This is a genomic window from Nocardioides houyundeii, from assembly GCF_002865585.1.
GTDB lineage: Bacteria > Actinomycetota > Actinomycetes > Propionibacteriales > Nocardioidaceae > Nocardioides > Nocardioides houyundeii.
In genome coordinates this window covers 2,080,230-2,099,173 of sequence record NZ_CP025581.1, presented here as the reverse complement: position 1 = coordinate 2,099,173, position 18,944 = coordinate 2,080,230, and the positions used below count along the sequence as shown (strand labels likewise).

The following is an 18,944-nucleotide window of genomic DNA, read 5'->3' as shown; positions in this document are numbered from 1 at the left end:
GATCCGAGGCTATGGCACTCGGAGGATGCGTACCGGGTCTTGTGCTGCGGCGATGGTTGCAGGCGGGACTGCGGCCAGGAGGGCGGTGAGCAGCGTCAGGGTGGGGACCCCGAGGATGAACGCGATCCCTGGGACGGTGCCTTGGGTGGCGTTCACCATGGCCACCCCGAACCCGGTACCTAGCGTGACGCCTGCGAGGGCGCCGAGCCCGGTAGGGAGCAGCACCAGTACGACGAGAGCGGAGCGGGTTGCTCCGAGCGCGCGGCGGCGGCCGAAGTCGCGTTTGCGCGCTGCGGTCGCGCCGTAGAGGCTGACCGCGATGAGAACCAGGCCGCTGGCCAGGGCCAGGAGCATGAGCTGTCGGCCACTGTCGCCGAGCTCGCCGCGGAGCACCTCCTGGAGGTCGACGAGCACCGCGGGAGAGTCGATGCGCAGCTGGCTTGGGTCGGTCATGTGGAGCATGGTGGGGATCGCCCGTTCGAGGGTGCGTACGTCGGCGACGGTCTCGGCAACGACGTAGACCTCTCGCATCAGGCGGTCGTCGCTTGGGACGGTGCGGATCAGGACGCTCTGCTGGAGCTCTGTCACCGGGGAAGCCGCGTCGAAGGTGCCGACGACGGGGCCGTCGAAGAGTTGTCCGCGCACGCCGCCGGTCCGATCGGCCAGACCGAGGGCGGTCATGGCGTCGGTGCCTGCGATCGCTTCCTCGAGGCGAGGCGCGCGGCCGGCGGTGAGCCGGACCGAGGGTGGAAGCTCGCTGAAGAGGGCTGCGCTGGGAACGGGTCGGCCGACCTGGGGCATGGCGCTGTTGCGCACGTCGACGGTGTCCCCGATGGCCAGCATCCAGTCGACGCCGGGAAGCTCGGCAACGTGCTGCACCCCCATGGCGGTCAGGCCCGCCTCCCCGGAGGGGTCGGAGAACCGGATGGTGCGGGCGCCGGCTCCGTCGACTTGACTGACCACGGCGGCCTCGGCCGCAGCGGCACGGCCGGCGGTGACGAAGACCGACAGGCAGACCGCGGCTGTGATAAATGCGGTGACGACCGAGACCAGGGGTTGGGCACGGAAGATCTGCCACCCTTCCCCGAGCAGCGCGCGGACGCCTGGCCGGCCAGGTGCAACGTCGGCTCCCCTCATGTGCCGACCGTCAGTCTTGCGTCGGCGCGTTCCGCGAGCGCCTCATCGTGCGTGGCCACGATGACGGTCGCGCCCTCCGCGGCAGCGTCGATGAACGCCTGCCAGACGACCTCGGTGGTGTCCGCGTCGAGGTTGCCGGTGGGCTCGTCGCCGATGATGACGGGCGGCTGCTTGACCAGGGCCCGGCAGACGGCGACGCGCTGTGCCTGGCCCCCGGAGATCTCGCCGGGCCGGTGATCGGCGCGATGACTGACCTCCAGACGCTCGAGGAGTCCGTAGGCCCGTGTGGCGGCGTCCGTGCGGGTGATGCCGGCGTACAGGGCTCCCTCGAGGACGTTGTCCAGCACCGACCGGGACAGATCGAGCATCGCGTCCTGGAAGACGAATCCCACGCTCGCGCTGCGGACCTGGGTGCGGTCGGCATCGGAAAGGGGGGTCACCTCACGGTCGCCGTAGAAGATGACACCCTCCCGGGCACGCAGCATCAACGCGATGAGGTAGAGCAACGTCGACTTCCCCCCGCCGGAGGGCCCGGTCACCGCCGTGATCGCTCCGGACGGGAACGAGTGCGTCAGCCCCTCGAACACCCGATCGCCTCCAGCGCGGTACCCGAAGCTCAGCTCCTCGACGCGGATCATCCGCTCTGCGCCTCGGCCTGCCCGAACAGCAGGATCTCTGTACCAATCTCCAAGCCGTCCACGATTGCCTGACCGCCGTCCGCGGCCAGCACCTCGACGGGTCGCTGCTCCCCGGAGGTGTCGGTCACGAAGAGCCCGCCGTTCACGTCGGATTGGATCGCCGCCGCGGGAACCATCGGACCGGACGTGCGGGGCACGACCACCACGGTCGCGCGCAACCGCTGCGGTCCGTGGGTGCCGATGTACCGGTCGCACTGGGCACCGCACACCTCGCCTCCTCGGGCGCCTCGCAGCACCAGGGTGGTTTCACCCGGCTCACCGGCTTGGAGCGAGGCAACCTGGGCCTTCCAGGTCTGGCCGCCGGTGCTGACACGCACCCGCGCGTTCGGCGGCACGGAGTCCAGCTGCTCATCTGACAGCGTCATGGTGAAGCGCGGCGAGGCGGCGAGCACGTGCACCGCCTCGGCGCCCGGGGAGAGTTGCGCGCCCACGGTGATCGACCCTGCCAGTCTCACGCGGGCAGGCAGCCGTTCGACGAAGAGAAGATCGCCCCGGGGGACCACACCCGTCTCGCGGACCCCGCTGGCTCGTTGCCATGCTCGCACCGCCGACTCAGTGGCCGTGCCGAACGTCCCCGACGGAGTCGAGCTGAGGTACCCACGATCGGTGAGCAGTTGCTGAAGCTGACGGACATCCTGACCCACGTCCCCCGCGGACAAGTCCCGGTACTGCGGCACAGCACCTGAAGCCACGAACACCGGCCGCTCGTCAACGCGATAGAGGGCGTCCCCGCTCCGCACGCTGCTCCCCGGCCTGACGAGGACGCCCGTCACGGTTCCGCTGGCGGCGTTGGTCGCCCTCCGCACCACCTGCCACTCGGCGGTGGCGCCGAAGTCAAAACCCCGCTCCACCCTGCCCTTGTCAACCGTGTACGTCACCGGCTCGGCATCGGGCAGATCCACCACCGGCGGAGCAAGCGTTGCTCGACCCGCTCCCCAACCCAGGGCGGCGACCGCTGCGGCCCCGGCTGCCCAAAGCGCAACCGTCCTCACTCGGCCCACGTGTAGCCCCCGCCCATGGCGTCATCTCCGTCCAAGCCCGTGCGTGTTCTCGACCCTTGACGGCCGCCCCCGCCGCACGCATGCTCATACTCCACTAAATCCACGGGGGAATCGTGCACCGACGAAAGATCATCGTTGCTGGAGCGACAATCGGGCTAGTGGCTGTTGCAGCCGTGCCAGCCAATGCGGTGTCCCAGAGTGGCAATCGATCCTGCAACCCCACGAACGGCTACGGCTGGGTCCAAGCAGAGCACAAGGGCACGGCGGAGCAGCGACCTCCCGGCGGGGCAAACAAGTTGCTCGGCTCTTCGACCGGCTGGGTCGAGCACAAGACATTCGCGGGAAGCCCGGGGGGAGGTTCATGGTGGGCATACGGCGAGGTCGGCCTGCAGTACGTCAGCACCGGCTGCGTGGGCGGATGATCCTTCGTTCTCGCCGAGCGTGGCAGCGCAGTTCTCGATCGCTCGCAGCGATGTTGGTCGCTATGGCAGCGCTCACGGCTGGCTGCGCGGGCGAGGAGACCGAGACTGACCTCGAAGCTCTTCCTCCGCCGACTCCCGCCTCTTCCTCGTCGTCGTCGGAGGAAGAGACGCGACCGATCTTCGACGGGACCAAGAGAGAGTGGCTCTACGCCTACGCAGGGTGCATGGAGGACGGCGGCTTCGCCGTCAAGGTCAACGAAGAACAGGGTAACTTCGACTCTGTCGACCTACCGCCTGAGCAGTACGACGCATGGAACTCGCACATGGAGAAGTGCGGACAGGCGGTCGGTAATCCTAAGTTCGAGGAACTTACCGATGCTCAGGTGCGGGCTCATTTCGATGACTACCTCGCCACCGCGACCTGCCTGGAGGAACTGGGCTACGAAATCAGCGAGCCGCCCTCTCGGGAGTCTTGGGTGAAATCCTGGGACACAGCACTCAACTGGATGCCACATGGAGAAGTCAGCGACCTAATTGACGACCCATCTGAGTGGGAGCGAGTGAACCAGGAGTGCCCGCAACCGCAACCCTGACCTAAGTTGCCTGCCAGATGGTGATGGCGCGTAGGACGACGGCTCCTCGGTAGACGGTGGCGAGTTTGTCGTAGCGGGTGGCGATGCCGCGCCATTGCTTGTGGTCGTTGAAGGACCGTTCTACGACGTTGCGGCCCTTGTAGGCCGTGGCGTCGAAGGCGGGCGGTCGTCCGCCCGCGGGACCACGCCGCTTGCGGTGCGCGACCTGATCGGAGGGTTGAGGGATCACCGCGGTGATCCCGCGGTCGCGGAGCATGGTGCGGGTGCCGCGGGAGGAGTAGGCCTTGTCCGCGAGCACGGCGTCGGGTCGGGTCCGTGGCCGGCCTGGCCCGAGTCGGGCGACGGCGAGCTGGGCCAGGAGCGGCTTGAGCATCGTGGAGTCACCGGCCTGGCCCGCGGTCAGGGCGATGACCAGGGGCCGCCCGCGGCCGTCGACGAGCTGGTGGATCTTGGTCGACAAGCCCCCACGAGAGCGACCGATGGCGTGATCGGGTGGCTCGATCCAGGGGTTCTTGTAACTCGACTCAGCCCCCTGTGCGGGCCGCGGCTCGTGCCTCGCGTGCTGCTCGGGAGTCCCCGGTGGGTTGCTCGACCCGGGTGGTGTTGGTGGCGTGTTGATGAGCGCGGTTGATCGTGGAGTCGACGCTGACCATCCAGTCCAGCTTGCCGGCGGCGTCGGCCTCGGCGAGGAGACGGGCGTGGATCTTGTCCCAGGTGCCATCGGTGGAGAACCGGTGGTGTCGCTTCCACACGGTCTGCCAGGGTCCGAACGAGGAAGGCAGGTCGCGCCAGGCGATGCCGGTGCGGAACCGGTAGATCACGCCCTCGACGACCTGCCGGTGCTCGCGAAACGGTCGTGACTTCACACCGTCCGTAGACGGCATCAGCGGTGCGATCCGCTCCCACTGAGCGTCGGTCAGGACCCGTTCACGAGACATGACCGAAGCAAATCAACCCGCCACGCCTGGACTAGGGAGACACGCCCTAGGTGTGATGTCCAGGCACGTTGGTCAGTCGGCTGATCGGTGGTCGGGCCCCGATGGCTGAGTGGACGCGGTGGTGATTGTAGAAGTGCAGCCAGTCGGGCAGGGCTTCGTTGCGTTGGTCGGTTGAGGTGTAGAGCCGGGCGTACGCCCAGCCGTCGCCCAGGGTGCGGTGGAAGCGTTCGATCTTGCCGTTGGTCTGTGGGCGGTAGGGACGGGTGCGTTTCGGAGTGATCCCGAGCTCGGAGCAGGCATCGCGCCAGGCGTAGGACCGGTAGGCCGCGCCGTTGTCGGACAGCACACGTTCAACGGTGACGCCGTGGTCGGCGAACCAGGCCACGGCTCGCTCGAGGACCCCGATCGCGGTAGCGGCCTTCTCGTCGGCGTGGATCTCGGCGTACGCGACGCGGGAGCGGTCATCGATGACGGTGTGTACGAAAGCTGTCCCGATCAGTGGCCGGTAGTGCTTGCCACGGTCGCCAGTGCGCTGTGCGGTGGCGATGCCATTGGCTCGGCTCTGCTGACGGGTCAAGAACCTGTGTCCGCCGCCGTCGGGGATGTCGCCGAACTTGGTGACGTCGACGTGGATCAACGAACCGGCGTAGGCGTGTTCGTAGCGCCGGAGCGGTTCTCCGGTGATCCGGTCGATGTGGGAGAGCCGATTGATCCGGCAGCGGACCAGCACCGCGTGCACGCTCGAGGCCTGCATCCCAAGTCGGCCGGCGATCTGGACCGGGCCCAGTCGGTGACGCCACCGCAGCCGCACGATCTCGCGCACCACGTTCGGCGGGGCCTTGGTGGGGCTGGTGTGCGGACGGGAGCTGCGATCGACCATTCCAGTCGGGCCCTCTCGGCGGAACCGGTCGGCCCACTTCTTCGCGGTACGAGGAGAGACCATGAACATCTTGGCCGCCTCGGCATAGGTCCAGTGCTCCTCGACGACGAGCCGGGCAAGGCGTAAGCGGGCGCGGGGGGTCAGGGCGGCGTTAGCGTGGGACACGAAGGCCTCCGGGTTGGGAGCGGTGAACTAGACAGCTCCACTCCACAACCGGAGGCCTTCACCTGTCAGACCGACTCACCGCCGTGTGGCGGGACAACCTCCCTGGACATCACAACGAGGCCTGGTCCACCCAGCCCGCGGCGCGGGCCGGATCAGTCGCGGAGCACCAGCGTCACCGCGCGCCGCATGTGCTCTCCGGCTTCCTCCAGCGTGCTGCGTCCGGTCACCCACGCGATGAGAGCGGCGAGCCACACGTCGATGATCACCTTGGCGACGGCGAGCGAGTCCTCGCCGGGGGCCTCCTGCTCGGGGTGCATGGCCCGGGCCACCATGGTGGTCAGCAGCTCCTCCACGTCGACGATCTCGGAGGCCGCGGAGGAGTCGGCGAACATGAACGCGCGGACCAGTGCCTCGGTGAGGTGCTGGTCGTGGCGCATCCGCCGGCCGGCGGTGCGCAGCACCTGCACCACCCGGTCGGCGGCGGTGGCGCCGATCGGGGCGGACTCCGCCAGGGTGGCCTCGGCACGATGGAGCTCCTGGCGCAGCGCCGAGACCAGCAGGTGGATCTTGGAGGGGAAGTAGCGGTAGAGCGTGCCCAGAGCGACGTCGGCCTGGTCGGCGACCGTGCGCATCTGCACCGCCTCGAAGCCGCCCTGGGAGGCCAGCGAGGTGGCGACGTCGAGGATCCGCTGCTCGCGCTGCCGCCGGGCCTCGGGCACTGGGCGTGGGGGCAGTGACGATGACATGCTCAACCGTGCCCTCCTGTGGCCGTGCTCGCAGGGCCGCTGGCCGGGTCCTGTGTCCCTTCCGACTGCGCCGATGTGGAACAGTCTTCGGCAGCCGGCTGTTGCTTGGTCCTGCACAGGTTAACAATCGGGTGCCGTGATAGAAACACGTTTCACTAGTTCAGGAAGGCCCGCGTGTTGCGAGTTGCACTGCTGTCTTACAGAAGCAAGCCGCACTGTGGCGGCCAGGGGATCTACATCCGGCACCTCAGCCGCGAGCTCGTCGCCCAGGGCCACGAGGTGGAGGTGTTCTCCGCCCAGCCCTACCCGATCCTGGACGAGGGCGTGACGCTGACCAAGGTCCCCTCGCTGGACCTCTACCGGCAGCCCGACCCGTTCCGGCTGCCCAAGCTGCGTGAGTTCCGCGACCTGGTGGACGTGGAGGAGTTCCTCACCATGTGCACCGCGGGGTTCCCCGAGCCCAAGACGTTCAGCACCCGGGTCGCCCGGCTGCTCGCCGAGCGCGTGGACGACTTCGACGTGGTGCACGACAACCAGGTGCTGGGCTACGGGATGCTGGACATCGAGAAGATGGGGCTGCCGCTGATCACCACGGTGCACCACCCGATCACCTTCGACCGCCGGATCGACCTGGCCGCGGCGCCCACGCTCCGCAAGAAGCTGTCGCTGCGCCGTTGGTACGGGTTCCTGAGGATGCAGGGCAAGGTGGCCCGGCAGGCGCGCAAGATCCTCACGCCCTCGGAGTCCTCCAAGCGCGACATCGCCCACGACTTCGGGGTCGACCCGGCCCGCATGCAGGTCATCCTCCTCGGGGTGGACGACGTCTTCGTCCCGCCGACCAAGCCCAGGGTGCCGGGACGCATCCTGGCGATGGCCAGTGCCGACGCGCCCATGAAGGGCATCGCCACCCTGCTCGAGGCGTTCGCCAAGCTGCGCACCGAGCGTGACCTCGAGCTGCTCCTGGTGACCCGCCCCGAGCCAGGCGGACGCACCGAGCAGCTCATCGACAAGCTCGCCATCAAGGACTCGGTCCGATTCATCAGCGGCGTCTCGGACGCCGAGCTGGTGGAGGTGATGGGCTCGGCCGAGGTGGCCTGCGTGCCGTCGCTCTACGAGGGGTTCTCACTGCCCACCGCCGAGCTGATGGCCTGCGCGACCCCCTTGGTGGTCTCCCGCGCCGGAGCCATTCCCGAGGTCGTCGGGCCGGACGGTGAGTGTGCCCAGCTGGTGACGCCGGGGGACGTGGGAGAGCTCACCAGTGCCCTGGCAGCGCTCCTGGACGACCCCGAGCGCCGCGAGCGCATGGGCCAGGCCGGTCGCCGACGGGTCCTGGAGAAGTTCAGCTGGCGTGCGGTGGCGACAGCCACCGCACAGGCCTACGAAGAAGTGATCGCCGACTACCGTGCCGAGCAGGCGCACAAGGGAGAGCCCCGTGCTGACCGTTGACTTCGACAGGCTGGGACTGCGTCCCGGCGACCGGGTCCTGGACATGGGGTGCGGCGCCGGTCGACACGCCTTCGAGATGTACCGCCGTGGTGGCGACGTGATCGCGTTCGACCAGGACGCCGAGGAGCTCGCCGGGGTCCGCGACCTCTTCGTCGCCATGGCTGAGGCCGGCGAGGTGCCGGCCGGTGCCGAGGCCGACGTCAAGGAGGGCGACGCCCTGGCGCTTCCCTTCGGCGACGGCGAGTTCGACCGCGTGGTGGCGGCCGAGGTGCTGGAGCACATCCCCGCCGACATCCAGGCGATCCAGGAGCTGGTCCGGGTGCTGCGTCCTGGTGGCACCCTGGCCGTGTCGGTGCCCCGGTGGCTGCCGGAGATCATCAACTGGAAGCTCTCCGACGACTACCACAACACCCCTGGCGGTCACATCCGGATCTACACCGACAAGGAGCTGGTCGACAAGATCAGCAAGGCGGGGATGCACTACGACGGTGTCTCCTACGCCCACGGGCTGCACTCGCCGTACTGGTGGATCAAGTGCGCGGTGGGCGTCGACAACGACCAGCACCCGCTGGCCCGGGCCTACCACCGGCTCCTGGTGTGGGAGATCATGAAGCAGCCCAAGGTGCTGCAGCTCGCCGGCAAGGTGCTGGACCCGGTGATCGGCAAGAGCATGGTCCTCTACTTCACCAAGCCTGATGCTGCCTGACCTTCCTGCCGTTCCCGGGGTGCTGAGCGCTCACGAGATCGCCGCGACCGCGGCCTCGATCGCGGCCATGCAGGAGCCCAGCGGCGCCATCCCGTGGACCACTGGCGAGCACACCGACGTGTGGAACCACGTCGAGGCGGCGATGGCACTGCTCGTCGGCGGCCAGGCCGAGGCAAGTGACCGCGCCTACGAGTGGGCACTGGAGCTGCAGCGCCCCGACGGCTCCTGGCCGATGAAGATCGTGGCCGGAGAGGTCGAGGACGCCAGCGGCGAGACGAACATGTCCGCCTACCTGGCAGTGGGGGTGTGGCACAACTGGCTGGTCCGCCAGGACCTGCAGTTCGTACGCCGGTTCTGGCCCGCGGTGCGGCGTGCCCTCGACTGGGTCGTGTCCCTGCAGCTGCCCTTCGGCGGGATCGCCTGGTCGAGGGAGTACCACGACGGCGTGCCCGGACGGGTCAACGCCGACGCGCTCGTAGCCGGCTCCTCCAGCATCCACCAGGCGCTCGCCGCCGGAGTTGCGCTCGCCGACCTGATGGGGGAGCCGCAGCCCGGCTGGGAGCTGGCCGGTGGCCGGCTCGCGCACGCCCTGCGTGAGCACCGTGACGATTTCCTGGACAAGTCCCGCTACTCCATGGACTGGTACTACCCGATCCTGGGCGGTGCGGTCCGTGGACCGGCGGCGGCCCGGCTGGTGGAGGACCGGTGGGACACGTTCGTGGTCCCCGACCTCGGCATCCTGTGCGTCTCCACCAACCCCTGGGTGACCGGGGCGGAGACCTGCGAGCTGGTGATGGCCCTGGACGCCATCGGGCAGCGCGAGCGGGCCACCCGGCTCTTCGCCGACATGCAGCACCTCCGATCGGACCAGGGCCGCTACTGGACCGGCTACGTCTACCCCGACGAGGTCAACTGGCCCGCGGAGCACACGACCTACACCGCGGCCGCGGTGATCCTGGCCGCGGACCAGCTCTCCGGCGCCACTCCCGGCTCCGACATCATGCGCGGCACGAGCCTGCCCGACTTCTCCGAGATAGCCCTGGAGTGCGGTTGCGGCTCAGCCAACTCCCTCGGGCGCGCCCGCGTCACCTGAGGTCCTGCGCAGCACCCGCATGGAGCCCAGGGCCTCAACCTCGGTGAAGGCTCCGCCGGCCAGCGCCCGCTGGAACACGTGGTACGGCGGCTGCCCGCCGTCGGCGGGGTCCGGGAACACGTCGTGGATCGCCAGCAGACCGCCGGCCTGGACCCAGTTCGCCCAGCCGGTGTAGTCGTTCTGCGCGTGCTCCTCGGCGTGGCCGCCGTCGATGAACAGCAGCGACAGCGGGGTCCGCCAGTGCCGCGCGACGGTCACCGAGGTGCCCACGACCGCCACCACCTGGTCCTCCAGGCCGGCACGCTCGATGGTGTGCCGGAAGAACGGCAGGGTGTCCATCCGGCCGGTGCGCGGGTCGACGAGGTCGCGGTCGTGGTGCTCCCACCCGGCCTGGTTCTCCTCGCTGCCGTGGTGGTGGTCCACGGTGAACACGGTGCCCCCCACCTCACGCGCCGCCGCGCCGAGGTAGAGCGCGGACTTGCCGCAGTAGGTGCCGATCTCCAGCGCCGGTCCGTGGGGCAGCTGGGCGCGGGCCACCCGGTGCAGCAGCAGGCCCTCGTCCTCGGGCATGAAGCCCTTGGTCGCCCGGATCAGGGCGGTCAGGTCCTCCGGCAGCTGGGTGTCGAGGCCGGGGGAGAGGTTGTCGGGCACGGACGGAACCCTAGTCCGTGCCGCGGACCTCGCTCACGAGACCTCGACGTCGAGTCCCTCGCGATGTCGGTTCCAGTGCCAGGTGAGGTAGCGGCCGACCGTGGAGACCATGTACCCGGAGCGGATCGAGTGGAAGAAGTCGAAGGCGTGCTGGGTCCCCGGAAGCTCGGCGTAGACCACGGAGGCGCGCGAGGTGCGCCGCAGCTCGGCGACGAAGAGTCGTGCCTGGTTGACGTCGACCAGGGTGTCGTGGGTGCCGTGCAGGACGAAGAAGTCGGGCGCCTCCGGCGTGACGCGCAGGATCGGCGAGGCAGCCTCGAACTCCTCCGGCGCGTCGCGCCACCGCTTCCGCAGCACCCGTGGTGCCAGGAACAGGTCGCGCATCTGCGTCGCGCTGCGCAGGCCCGTCGCGCCGGCGAAGTCGTAGACGCCGTACACCGGCACGCACGCCTGCACCGAGGTGTCGCTGTCCTCGAAGCCCGGCTGGTACGCCGGGTCGCCCGGGGTGAGGGCGGCCAGCGCCGCCAGGTGGCCCCCCGCCGACCCGCCGGTGATCACGACGTGGCCGGGGTCCCCGCCGTACTCGGCGATGTGCTCCTTGACCCAGGCGATGGCGCGCTTGACGTCGATGATCTGAGCCGGGAACGGGTGTCGTGGGGCGAGCCGGTAGTTGACCGCGACGCAGACCCAGCCCTGGGCCGCGAGGTAGTGCATCAGCGGGAGTGCCTGGTGCTCCTTCTGTCCCACGGTCCAGCCCCCGCCGTGCACCTGGATCAGGACCGGTGCGTGCTCCAGCCCTTCGCCCTGGGCCGGTCGGTAGATGTCGAGCCGAGCGCGGCGCCCGCCCTCGGCGTAGGCGACGTCCCGCTCCACCGACACCCGCGCGTCGCGCAGGCCGAAGGGATTGAGGAACCGGCGCCATCGGGTGGCGCGCTCCGCCGGCGTGGGGGAGTCCAGCTGCTCGGCGTTCTCCGCGCCCAGTCCCTGGACCAGGGCATCCTCCAGCAGCACCCGCGAGCGGCGGCTCTGCGTCACCACCCAGCCCAGTCCGAGCATCGAGAAGCACGCCAGCACCAGTCCCGGGACGTGGCGGCGACGGGGCGGCAGGTGGGCAGCGGCGTCCAGCGCCGTGGCCGCCAGCAGCTGCGGGGCCACCTCGGTGCTGACGAAGCCGAGCAGGAAGGAGACCACCCCTGAGCGGAAGCTGCGCAGGGGACGCAGCGCGTTGGCCGTGAGGGCTGCGATGACGACCTGACGGCCGAAGAAGCTCATGGGCCCGATGCTAGTCAGCGCCTCAGGGCTCGATCAGGCCCACCCGGATCGCGTAGCGGGTGATCTCGGTGCGGTCGCGCATCCCCAGCTTGGCCAGGATGTTCTCCCGGTGCCGCTCGACGGTGCGGATGCTGATGGTCAGCATCCTGGCGATCTCGCGGGAGGAGAACCCTTCGGCGATCAGCTTGACCAGCTCGTCCTCGCGTGGGGTGAGCACGGCGCGGGGCAGCCGCTCGCCACGCGCGAGCCGTTCCAGGTAGTCCCGGACCAGCGCGCTCTCGGCTCCGGGGTAGAGGAACGACTCCCCTCGCAGTGCCGCGCGGCAGGCATCCACCAGGTCGCGGTCGGCCACCGACTTCAGCACGTAGCCGCACGCGCCCACCCGCAGCGACTCGAAGAAGTACTGCTCGTTGTCGTGCATCGAGAGCATCAGGATCTTGGGCGGGTCGGCTCGCCGGGAGATCTCCCGGGCGGCCTGCAGCCCCGTCATCCGGGGCATCGCCACGTCCAGGATGGCGAGGTCCACCTCCACGTCCCGGACCAGCTGGACCGCCTCGGCGCCGTCCGCGGCCTCGGCGACCACCTGCAGGTCCGGCTCGTTGTCCAGGATCAGGCGCACGCCGCGGCGCACCAGCGCGTGGTCGTCGGCCAGCAGCACCCGGGCCCCGGTACTGGTGCCCGTGCCCGTGCCGGTGCTGGTGGCCGTGCTCATGGCCGCTCCAGGGGGACGCGGAGCTCCACGACGGTGCCGCCGCCGTCGCGGCGGCCCACGTGGAGTCGGGCGCCGATGAGGGCCGCCCGCTCGTGCATGCCGCGCAGCCCGGTCCCTGCGGCGTCGGGCGGGATGCCGCGCCCGTCATCGGCGACCACGAGGACCAGCTGCTCGCCCACGGTGCTCAGGGCGAGCTCCACGGTGCGCGCCCGGGCGTGCCGCGCGACGTTGGTCAGCGCCTCCTGCGCCACCCGGAACACCACCAGCTCGACGTCGTCGGGCAGAGCTGGCAGCCCCGGCAGGATGCCGCGCCGGACCAGCACGTCGCCGGTGGTGAACAGGTCGTTGGTCAGGGCTGCGAGCGCGCTGCGCAGCCCGAGGTCCTCCAGCACGTGCGGCCGGAGATGGCGCGCCACCGAGCGAACTTCGTCGAGGCTGGCGCGCACCCCTTCGCGGATGCGCGCCAGGGCAGGCTCGGCGGGGGCGCGACCCGGACCCGAGATCGCTCCGAGCTCCAGCAGCACCGCGGTGAGCGACTGGCCGACGCCGTCGTGCAGCTCCTGGGCGATCCGGCTCCGTTCGGCCTCCTGGGCCGCCAGCGCGGAGACCGCGTTCTGCCGCTGTCCGGCCTCGATGCGGTCGAGCAGGTCGTTGACCGCGAGCGAGAGGCGGTGCGCCAGGCCACCGCCGGGGTCGGAGACCCGGGCCAGCGGCTCGTTGGACCTGACCTGGTCCAGCTGCGTCACCAGCCGGTCCAGCGGTGTGAGGGCGACCCGGACCAGGAGCGAGTTGGCCACGATCATGATGCCCAGTCCCACCAGGAGGACGACGAGCTCGGAGATCACGGGTTGGCGCGAGACGGTCGCAGGGGAGAACGCGAGCACCGCGGTGCCCAGGAGGAACAGGACGCCGTTGCTCGCGATCACTCGGGAGGAGAGCGAGAGACCGCGGGTGGGTGACATGGTCACCACCCTGCTAGACGTCGTCGGCGCTGTCGACGCAAGGGTCGGCGAATGGGTGCAGGACCCCATGGGCTCTGCCCGCACGGTCGGCCATGCTCGAACCATGGAGCCTGACATCTGGTACGTGCTGGTCCCCGTGGCGCTCGCGCTGGCAGTCGGCACCTGGTTGACGATGATGCGTCCACGCATCGCGGTCGACACCGGTGCCCGGCACCAGTGGGCTGTGGTCACCGCCACCACCCTGGACGGCGTGACCGCGCACGTCCAGGTGGAGTACTCCTGGCAGGGGCCACGCACCCGCAACCCCGAGGCGCTGGCGGCCACCGTCGCCGACGCGGTCGAGGACCGGCTGCGGCGACTGGTCACCACGCGGACCGTGCCCGCGCTGCCCGGGCTCGGCGACGACCTGGGCTGGGAGGAGGAGCAGCTCGTCCCCGGCGTACGGGTGGAGCACGTCACCGTCACCACCGCCGAGGTCGAGGTCACCACCGAGCTGCGCCGCCTGGTGCAGGACCGCGGGACCAGCTAGCGGATGGACCTCGACCTGGGGATCCTCACCGCCAGCCTGGTGCTGCTGACCGGCGTCGCCGCGGTGCGGGTCTCGGCCCGCGCGGGCCTGCCGAGCCTGCTCCTCTACCTGGCCATCGGTCTCGCCCTGGGTGAGGCGGGCCTCGGCATCCAGTTCGAGGACGTCGACCTGACCATGGTGCTCAGCACCCTGGCGCTGGCGGTGATCCTGGCCGAGGGCGGCTTCAGCACCCGGTGGGACGTGATCCGCCCCGTGGTCGGGCTGTCCGGGCTGCTGGCCACGCTCGGCGTCGCCCTCAGCGTGACGGTGACGGCCGGGATCGCCTACCTCGCGCTCGACGTCGAGCCCAGGACCGCGCTGCTGCTCGGCGCCGTCGTGGGGTCGACCGACGCGGCGGCGACCTTCTCGATCATGCGGCGGCTGCCGGTGCTCCCGCGCATCCGGGCCACGCTGGAGGCGGAGTCGGGCTTCAACGACCCGCCGGTGATCATCCTGGTGACGGTGGTGGCCAGCGACGCCTGGCACACCGCCAGCGGTCTGCAGATCGCGGGGCTGATCGGCTACCAGCTGGTCGTGGGGGTGCTGGTGGGTCTGGCGGTGGCCAAGCTCGGGCAGGTGCTGCTCGCCCACAGCGCGCTGCCGGCCGCGGGGCTCTACCCGCTGGCCACGTTCGCGATCATGTTCCTGGCCTTCGCCGTGGCGGGGCTGGCCGGGGCCAGCGGTCTGATGGCCATCTACGTGGCCGGGATGTGGCTCGGCAACGCCAAGCTGCCCCACCGCCAGGCGACCGCCGGCTTCGCCGACGGGCTCGGGTGGCTGGCCCAGATCGGGCTCTTCGTGCTGCTCGGGCTGCTGGCCAGCCCGGGACGCCTGCTCGACGCGGTGGTGCCGGCCGCGATCGTGGGGATCGGACTGACCTTCGTGGCGCGACCGCTCTCGGTGATGGCGTGCGCCGTGTGGTGGCGGGTGCCCTGGCGTCACCAGGTCTTCATCTCCTGGGCGGGACTGCGCGGCGCGGTGCCCATCGTGCTGGCCACCATCCCGATCACGGAGGGGCTGCCGTCCGCCACCATGATCTTCGACGTGGTCTTCCTGCTGGTCACCGCGTTCGTGCTGATCCAGGCTCCGTTGCTGCCCTGGCTGGCGAGACGCACGTCAGTGGTGGTGGAGCGCGGGCGCGACGTGGAGGTCGAGTCGGCCCCGCTGGAGGACCTGGACGCCAGCCTGGTGCAGTTCGTGGTGCCGTCGCGATCCCGGCTGGCCGGGGTGTTCGCCGACGACCTGCGGCTGCCCGCCAGGGCCGTGCTGGCCCTGGTCTCCCGCGGCGGCTCCATCGCGGTGCCGGACAGGCACACGTCGCTGCGTCCGGGAGACCACCTGCTGCTGGTGGTGCCCGAGGACGTGCGGGCGGCCACCGAGCACCGGCTGCAGGCGATCAGTGAGCACGGCCGGCTCGCCGTCTGGTACGCCGGTCCCGCGCAGGTGGGCCCGGCATCCCGGCGGGACGCCGGTCTTCGGCCCGGCACCGGCCCCGGGGGAGAATGGTCAGATGACCGACCAGCAGCGCGGCGCGTCCGGGCACCAGCACGGGCCGACGACCCGGCCCAGCCCTGACCTGATCGAGGGCTGGCTCGGTGAGGGGGAGTTCGGGCTCCCGGCGCAGGTGGGGGACCACGCGGCGGTCCGGGAGCAGCCTCCGGCCTTCTCCTCCAGGCAGTTCCGAGACGTGCTGGGTCGGTTCGCCTCCGGAGTCACCGTGGTGACGTCGCTGAACGACGGCGTGCCTGTCGGCATGACCTGCCAGAGCTTCACGAGCGTCTCGCTGGACCCGCCGCTGGTGCTGTTCTGTCCCTCGCGGAGCACCACCGCGTGGCCGCTGATCCGCCGCTCCGGCGCGTTCTGCGTCAACGTGCTGGCCGCCGACCAGGCGGAGGTCTCCAACACCATGGCCACGCGCGGCATCGACAAGTTCGCCCGCGTCAGGTGGTCCCCGTCCCTCCAGACCGGGTCGCCCGTGCTGGCCGGGGTGCTGGCGCACCTGGACTGCACGATCGAGGACGTGCACCACGCGGGCGACCACGACGTCGTCATCGGACGGGTGCACCACGTGGTTGCCGACGACGCCGGGGAGGGACTGCTGTTCTTCCGGGGCGGATACGGCTCCACCGGCTGCCCGGATCAGTCGCCGGATCAGTCGAACGTGTAGCCGAACTCGCTCACGTCTCGCTGGTACACGTCGGCGACGCGCCGCCTGGTCCGGTCGTCGTAGTAGTCCTGCCAGGGCCCCTTGGACCAGCTGTTGCGACGAGGGGGTTCGGCCACCGGCAGGCCCAGCCGTTCCTGCACCACCGCGATGTCGGTGGCCAGACGCTCGGTGCGACCGATGAAGTCGGCCTTGCGGCCACGGGTCTGCAGGAAGGAGATCTGCGGGGTGGCGAGGCGGGGGAGCTCCTCGGTGCCGCGCAGGATGAACTCCTCGAAGCCGTCGTACTCCGCGACCGCGCGCCAGAGGGGGTTGCCGCCCCGAGGCCCGTCCTGCTCCACCTGGGGCTTGCCCGAGGCCGGGCCGAGGCGTCGGTTCCAGCGGTCGATCATCGACCACCAGGAGACCATCCGGCTCCACGGGTTGCGCACGAAGCCGAACGTCCAGTAGTCGGCGAGACCGGGCTCCTGGGTCAGCACCCAGCGCAGCCGGGGATGGCGCCGCGGCCCCAGGTCGCGGAGGTCGTCGACGCCTTCGCGCACCACGGTCTCCACGGTCACCCCGCCGGTCTTGGGGACGTGGATGAACAGCAGGCGGTGAGCGTCGGAGATGAGCACCAGAGCAGGTTAGAGCAGGCCGGGCTCAGCGCTCCAAGGGCCAGCCGCGACGGGCCCAGCCGCCGGTGCCCTCGGCCACGTTGAGCGCCTCGATCCCCTGGGAGGTGAGGAACTCCACCACGTTCCGACTGCGGTTGCCGCTCTGGCAGATCACCAGCACGGGTCGGTCCCTGGGGAGCTCGTCGAGGCGGTTCGGCACCTCGGACATCGGGACGTGGTGGGCGCCGGGAACGTGGCCGGCGGAATACTCCTCGTCCTCGCGGACGTCCAGCACGAACCCGCCTGCCGCGTGCTGCGCGGCGAAGGTGTCGAGGTCCAGCTCGCCGTCGTCGGCCTCGTCCAGCTGGCGCCGTACCTCGTCCATGTCCAGCTCGCGGAGCTGGGAGATCAGCTGGGCCAGCGTCGCGGGGGCAGGGCCCCAGGCTGGGAGAACACCAGGATGCCGTCCCGGAAGGCCATCAGCGTGGGGATCGAGGTGATCTGGGCCATCGCGGCCAGGTCCCGCTCAGACTCGGTGTCGACCTTGCCGAACACGATGTCGGGGTGCTCGGTCGAGGCCGCGTCGAAGATCGGGGCGAACTGACGGCACGGTCCGCACCACTCCGCCCAGAAGTCCACGAGCACGATGCCCGGGGCGGTCACGGTGCTCTCGAAGGTCGCTGCGGTCAGCTCAACGGTCGTCATGCCTCGAACCTAACCCAGGCCCGCTCACGGCTCACCAGCCTCTCTCGCGCCAGTGCGCCAGCTGCGGCCGCTCCTGGCCCAGCAGGCCGTCGTCCCCGTGACCGGGATAGAACCAGGTCTCGTCGGGCAGCTCGGCGAAGATCTTGGTCTCCACCTCGTCGATGAGCTGGGCGAACGCGTCCGCGTCGCCGAAGGTGTTGCCCACCCCGCCCGGGAACAGGCTGTCCCCGGTGAAGAGGTGCGGCTGCCCGGCGGGGTCCTGGTAGAGCAGGCAGATCGAGCCCGGCGTGTGGCCGGCCACCGCGATCACCTGCAGGGTGCAGGAGCCCACCGTGACAGTGTCGCCCTGGCCGACCCGCCGGTCGACGGCCACGCCGGTCTGCTCGGTGACCGCGTCCGCGTCCGGGGCGCCGACGACCACCGTGGCACCGTGCTCCGCCACGACGTCGGCGAGCGCCCGGTGGTGGTCCCAGTGCTGGTGCGTGGTGACGACGGCGTCCAGTCCCGACGGCCCGATCAGCTCGAGCAGACGGGGCGCCTCGGCGGCCGCGTCGACCAGGACCTGCGCGCCGGTCTCGCGGCAGCGCAGCAGGTAGCAGTTGTTGCTCATCTGCTCGTCGACCGCGACCTTGGTGATGCTCAGCGCCGTCAGCTCGCGAGTCTGGGCGGGACCACCGGGCCGGACCTGCCCGGTGTAGACGCCGTCGTTCGTGTCGTGCTCGTTCACGTCGTGCTCCTGGAGGGTGGGGGAGGGCCGGTCTCAGCGAGCCGGCACGTCGGGAAGGGACGGGGAGTCGGTGGCGAGGCCGTCGGCGCCTCGCCCGGTGAGCCACCAGGCGAGATTGGCGGTGGTGCCCTGGACGAGGGGACCGTCGGTTCCGCCGAGGCGCCAGGTGCGCTCCGCGTCCAGCCCCTGGAGCGTGAGCGGTCCCAGTGCCCCCAGGTCCAGCGCCAGGGAGTCGACCAGGGCTTCGGCGGTCGCCACGGACCAGTCGGTGCGGCGGTGGCCGACGTCGAGGTCCACGTGGTGGACCGCCACCTCGACCAGACGCCGTCCCGGGACGCTGCGGGCGCTGAAAGTACGGCGGCCGGACGCGGTGCGTCGCACGGTCGCGTCCAGGTGCCCCTCCGGCAGCGCCGCCGTCGCGTCCGCGAGCCGCGTGCAGCTGGCCAGGAACCTGGCGCGGAGCTCGTCCTCGGGCGCCCCGGCAAGCTCCTCGATGTCGGCCGCACGGGCGGCGCTGGAGTCGTACTGAGGGACGTCCGAGCCCTCGACGACGCCCGCGAGGGCCCTGGTCAGCCCCTCGGCGTTCAGGGCCACGTGAGCCACCACGTGACCCCGGGACCACCCGGGCAGGGCGCTCGGCGCCGCCAGTGCGTCGGCGTCCAGGCCGTCGACGCTGCGCACCAGGGCGTTGGTGGCCTCGGCCAGCAGGTCAAGTGGATCCATGACCGCCATTGAAGCGTACTTGCCCCGGCTTGCTACCAT

21 protein-coding genes and 1 pseudogene are annotated in these 18,944 nt (G+C 70.5%); 7 read left to right on the top strand and 15 right to left on the bottom strand.

What is annotated here, in order from left to right; translation table 11 throughout:
• Positions 1 to 9 precede the first annotated feature (9 nt).
• The 3 genes from C0R66_RS10090 to C0R66_RS10080 are packed head-to-tail and all read right to left on the bottom strand — an operon-like array spanning position 10 to position 2,740.
• Positions 10 to 1,137 carry an FtsX-like permease family protein gene (locus C0R66_RS10090; protein ID WP_101524584.1) on the bottom strand — a complete coding sequence of 376 codons (1,128 nt, stop codon included), beginning with the start codon at positions 1,135 to 1,137 and terminating at the stop codon, positions 10 to 12.
• The gene (locus C0R66_RS10085; protein ID WP_101524583.1) at positions 1,134 to 1,775 is read right to left on the bottom strand and encodes an ABC transporter ATP-binding protein; all 642 of its coding nucleotides are present in this window, start codon (positions 1,773 to 1,775) and stop codon (positions 1,134 to 1,136) included. Before C0R66_RS10085 ends, C0R66_RS10090 begins: the two co-directional genes overlap by 4 nt.
• The gene (locus C0R66_RS10080; protein ID WP_158647987.1) at positions 1,772 to 2,740 is read right to left on the bottom strand and encodes a peptidoglycan-binding domain-containing protein; all 969 of its coding nucleotides are present in this window, start codon (positions 2,738 to 2,740) and stop codon (positions 1,772 to 1,774) included. The genes C0R66_RS10085 and C0R66_RS10080 overlap by 4 nt, the downstream gene beginning before the upstream one ends.
• Before the next feature lie 580 nt (positions 2,741 to 3,320).
• On the opposite strand from C0R66_RS10080, the gene C0R66_RS10075 reads away from it, so the two are divergent.
• Positions 3,321 to 3,851, top strand: coding sequence for a hypothetical protein (locus C0R66_RS10075; RefSeq protein WP_158647986.1), 531 nt, complete (start codon positions 3,321 to 3,323; stop codon positions 3,849 to 3,851).
• A gap of 1 nt (position 3,852) precedes the next feature.
• Here C0R66_RS10075 and C0R66_RS10070 read toward each other — a convergent pair.
• The 3 genes and pseudogenes from C0R66_RS10070 to C0R66_RS10060 form a co-directional block, all read right to left on the bottom strand.
• Positions 3,853 to 4,789, bottom strand: a pseudogene (locus C0R66_RS10070) (IS5 family transposase).
• A 46-nt stretch (positions 4,790 to 4,835) separates the two neighbouring features.
• Positions 4,836 to 5,834 carry an IS481 family transposase gene (locus C0R66_RS10065; protein WP_101524580.1) on the bottom strand — a complete coding sequence of 333 codons (999 nt, stop codon included), beginning with the start codon at positions 5,832 to 5,834 and terminating at the stop codon, positions 4,836 to 4,838.
• A gap of 152 nt (positions 5,835 to 5,986) precedes the next feature.
• Complete coding sequence (locus C0R66_RS10060) at positions 5,987 to 6,580, bottom strand: TetR family transcriptional regulator (protein ID WP_101524579.1); 594 nt, start codon at positions 6,578 to 6,580, stop codon at positions 5,987 to 5,989.
• Positions 6,581 to 6,754: 174 nt separating this feature from the next.
• On the opposite strand from C0R66_RS10060, the gene C0R66_RS10055 reads away from it, so the two are divergent.
• Genes C0R66_RS10055 through C0R66_RS10045 form a run of 3 tightly spaced genes read left to right on the top strand, consistent with a single transcriptional unit; the run spans position 6,755 to position 9,825 of the window.
• Positions 6,755 to 8,026 carry a glycosyltransferase family 4 protein gene (locus tag C0R66_RS10055; protein WP_240311695.1) on the top strand — a complete coding sequence of 424 codons (1,272 nt, stop codon included), beginning with the start codon at positions 6,755 to 6,757 and terminating at the stop codon, positions 8,024 to 8,026.
• Positions 8,013 to 8,732: a class I SAM-dependent methyltransferase gene (locus tag C0R66_RS10050; RefSeq protein ID WP_101524578.1), complete on the top strand. Its 720-nt coding sequence runs from the start codon at positions 8,013 to 8,015 to the stop codon at positions 8,730 to 8,732. The genes C0R66_RS10055 and C0R66_RS10050 overlap by 14 nt, the downstream gene beginning before the upstream one ends.
• Positions 8,722 to 9,825, top strand: a complete 1,104-nt coding sequence (locus tag C0R66_RS10045) for a glucosidase family protein (protein ID WP_101524577.1) — start codon at positions 8,722 to 8,724, stop codon at positions 9,823 to 9,825. Before C0R66_RS10050 ends, C0R66_RS10045 begins: the two co-directional genes overlap by 11 nt.
• On the opposite strand, the gene C0R66_RS10040 is transcribed toward C0R66_RS10045, so the two are convergent.
• Genes C0R66_RS10040 through C0R66_RS10025 form a run of 4 tightly spaced genes read right to left on the bottom strand, consistent with a single transcriptional unit; the run spans position 9,790 to position 13,422 of the window.
• On the bottom strand, positions 9,790 to 10,476 hold the full coding sequence (locus tag C0R66_RS10040; RefSeq protein WP_240311696.1) for a class I SAM-dependent methyltransferase: 687 nt from the start codon (positions 10,474 to 10,476) through the stop codon (positions 9,790 to 9,792). The genes C0R66_RS10045 and C0R66_RS10040 overlap by 36 nt on opposite strands.
• Before the next feature lie 33 nt (positions 10,477 to 10,509).
• Positions 10,510 to 11,748, bottom strand: a complete 1,239-nt coding sequence (locus tag C0R66_RS10035; protein WP_101524576.1) for an alpha/beta hydrolase — start codon at positions 11,746 to 11,748, stop codon at positions 10,510 to 10,512.
• 22 nt (positions 11,749 to 11,770) lie between these two features.
• The gene (locus C0R66_RS10030; RefSeq protein ID WP_101524575.1) at positions 11,771 to 12,460 is read right to left on the bottom strand and encodes a response regulator; all 690 of its coding nucleotides are present in this window, start codon (positions 12,458 to 12,460) and stop codon (positions 11,771 to 11,773) included.
• Positions 12,457 to 13,422, bottom strand: a complete 966-nt coding sequence (locus C0R66_RS10025; protein ID WP_101524574.1) for a sensor histidine kinase — start codon at positions 13,420 to 13,422, stop codon at positions 12,457 to 12,459. Before C0R66_RS10025 ends, C0R66_RS10030 begins: the two co-directional genes overlap by 4 nt.
• A gap of 103 nt (positions 13,423 to 13,525) precedes the next feature.
• Between C0R66_RS10025 and C0R66_RS10020 the strand changes: the two genes are divergently transcribed.
• Genes C0R66_RS10020 through C0R66_RS10010 form a run of 3 tightly spaced genes read left to right on the top strand, consistent with a single transcriptional unit; the run spans position 13,526 to position 16,157 of the window.
• Positions 13,526 to 13,951, top strand: a complete 426-nt coding sequence (locus C0R66_RS10020; protein ID WP_158647985.1) for a hypothetical protein — start codon at positions 13,526 to 13,528, stop codon at positions 13,949 to 13,951.
• Positions 13,952 to 13,954: 3 nt separating this feature from the next.
• Positions 13,955 to 15,565 carry a potassium/proton antiporter gene (locus C0R66_RS10015; RefSeq protein ID WP_101524572.1) on the top strand — a complete coding sequence of 537 codons (1,611 nt, stop codon included), beginning with the start codon at positions 13,955 to 13,957 and terminating at the stop codon, positions 15,563 to 15,565.
• Positions 15,501 to 16,157, top strand: coding sequence for a flavin reductase family protein (locus tag C0R66_RS10010; RefSeq protein ID WP_101524571.1), 657 nt, complete (start codon positions 15,501 to 15,503; stop codon positions 16,155 to 16,157). The genes C0R66_RS10015 and C0R66_RS10010 overlap by 65 nt, the downstream gene beginning before the upstream one ends.
• Here C0R66_RS10010 and C0R66_RS10005 read toward each other — a convergent pair.
• From C0R66_RS10005 to C0R66_RS09990, 5 genes are read right to left on the bottom strand one after another with little or no spacing between them, the layout of a single operon-like run.
• Positions 16,142 to 16,771, bottom strand: a complete 630-nt coding sequence (locus tag C0R66_RS10005; RefSeq protein ID WP_158647984.1) for a sulfotransferase family 2 domain-containing protein — start codon at positions 16,769 to 16,771, stop codon at positions 16,142 to 16,144. The two genes, C0R66_RS10010 and C0R66_RS10005, sit on opposite strands and share 16 nt — an antisense overlap.
• 25 nt (positions 16,772 to 16,796) lie before the next feature.
• Positions 16,797 to 17,135: a rhodanese-like domain-containing protein gene (locus tag C0R66_RS18985; RefSeq protein WP_199286920.1), complete on the bottom strand. Its 339-nt coding sequence runs from the start codon at positions 17,133 to 17,135 to the stop codon at positions 16,797 to 16,799.
• Positions 17,136 to 17,158: 23 nt separating this feature from the next.
• Complete coding sequence (locus C0R66_RS18980; protein WP_199286970.1) at positions 17,159 to 17,455, bottom strand: thioredoxin domain-containing protein; 297 nt, start codon at positions 17,453 to 17,455, stop codon at positions 17,159 to 17,161.
• Positions 17,456 to 17,486: 31 nt separating this feature from the next.
• Positions 17,487 to 18,182, bottom strand: coding sequence for an MBL fold metallo-hydrolase (locus C0R66_RS09995; RefSeq protein ID WP_240311697.1), 696 nt, complete (start codon positions 18,180 to 18,182; stop codon positions 17,487 to 17,489).
• A gap of 33 nt (positions 18,183 to 18,215) precedes the next feature.
• On the bottom strand, positions 18,216 to 18,905 hold the full coding sequence (locus C0R66_RS09990; protein WP_158647983.1) for a maleylpyruvate isomerase family mycothiol-dependent enzyme: 690 nt from the start codon (positions 18,903 to 18,905) through the stop codon (positions 18,216 to 18,218).
• Positions 18,906 to 18,944: the final 39 nt, after the last annotated feature.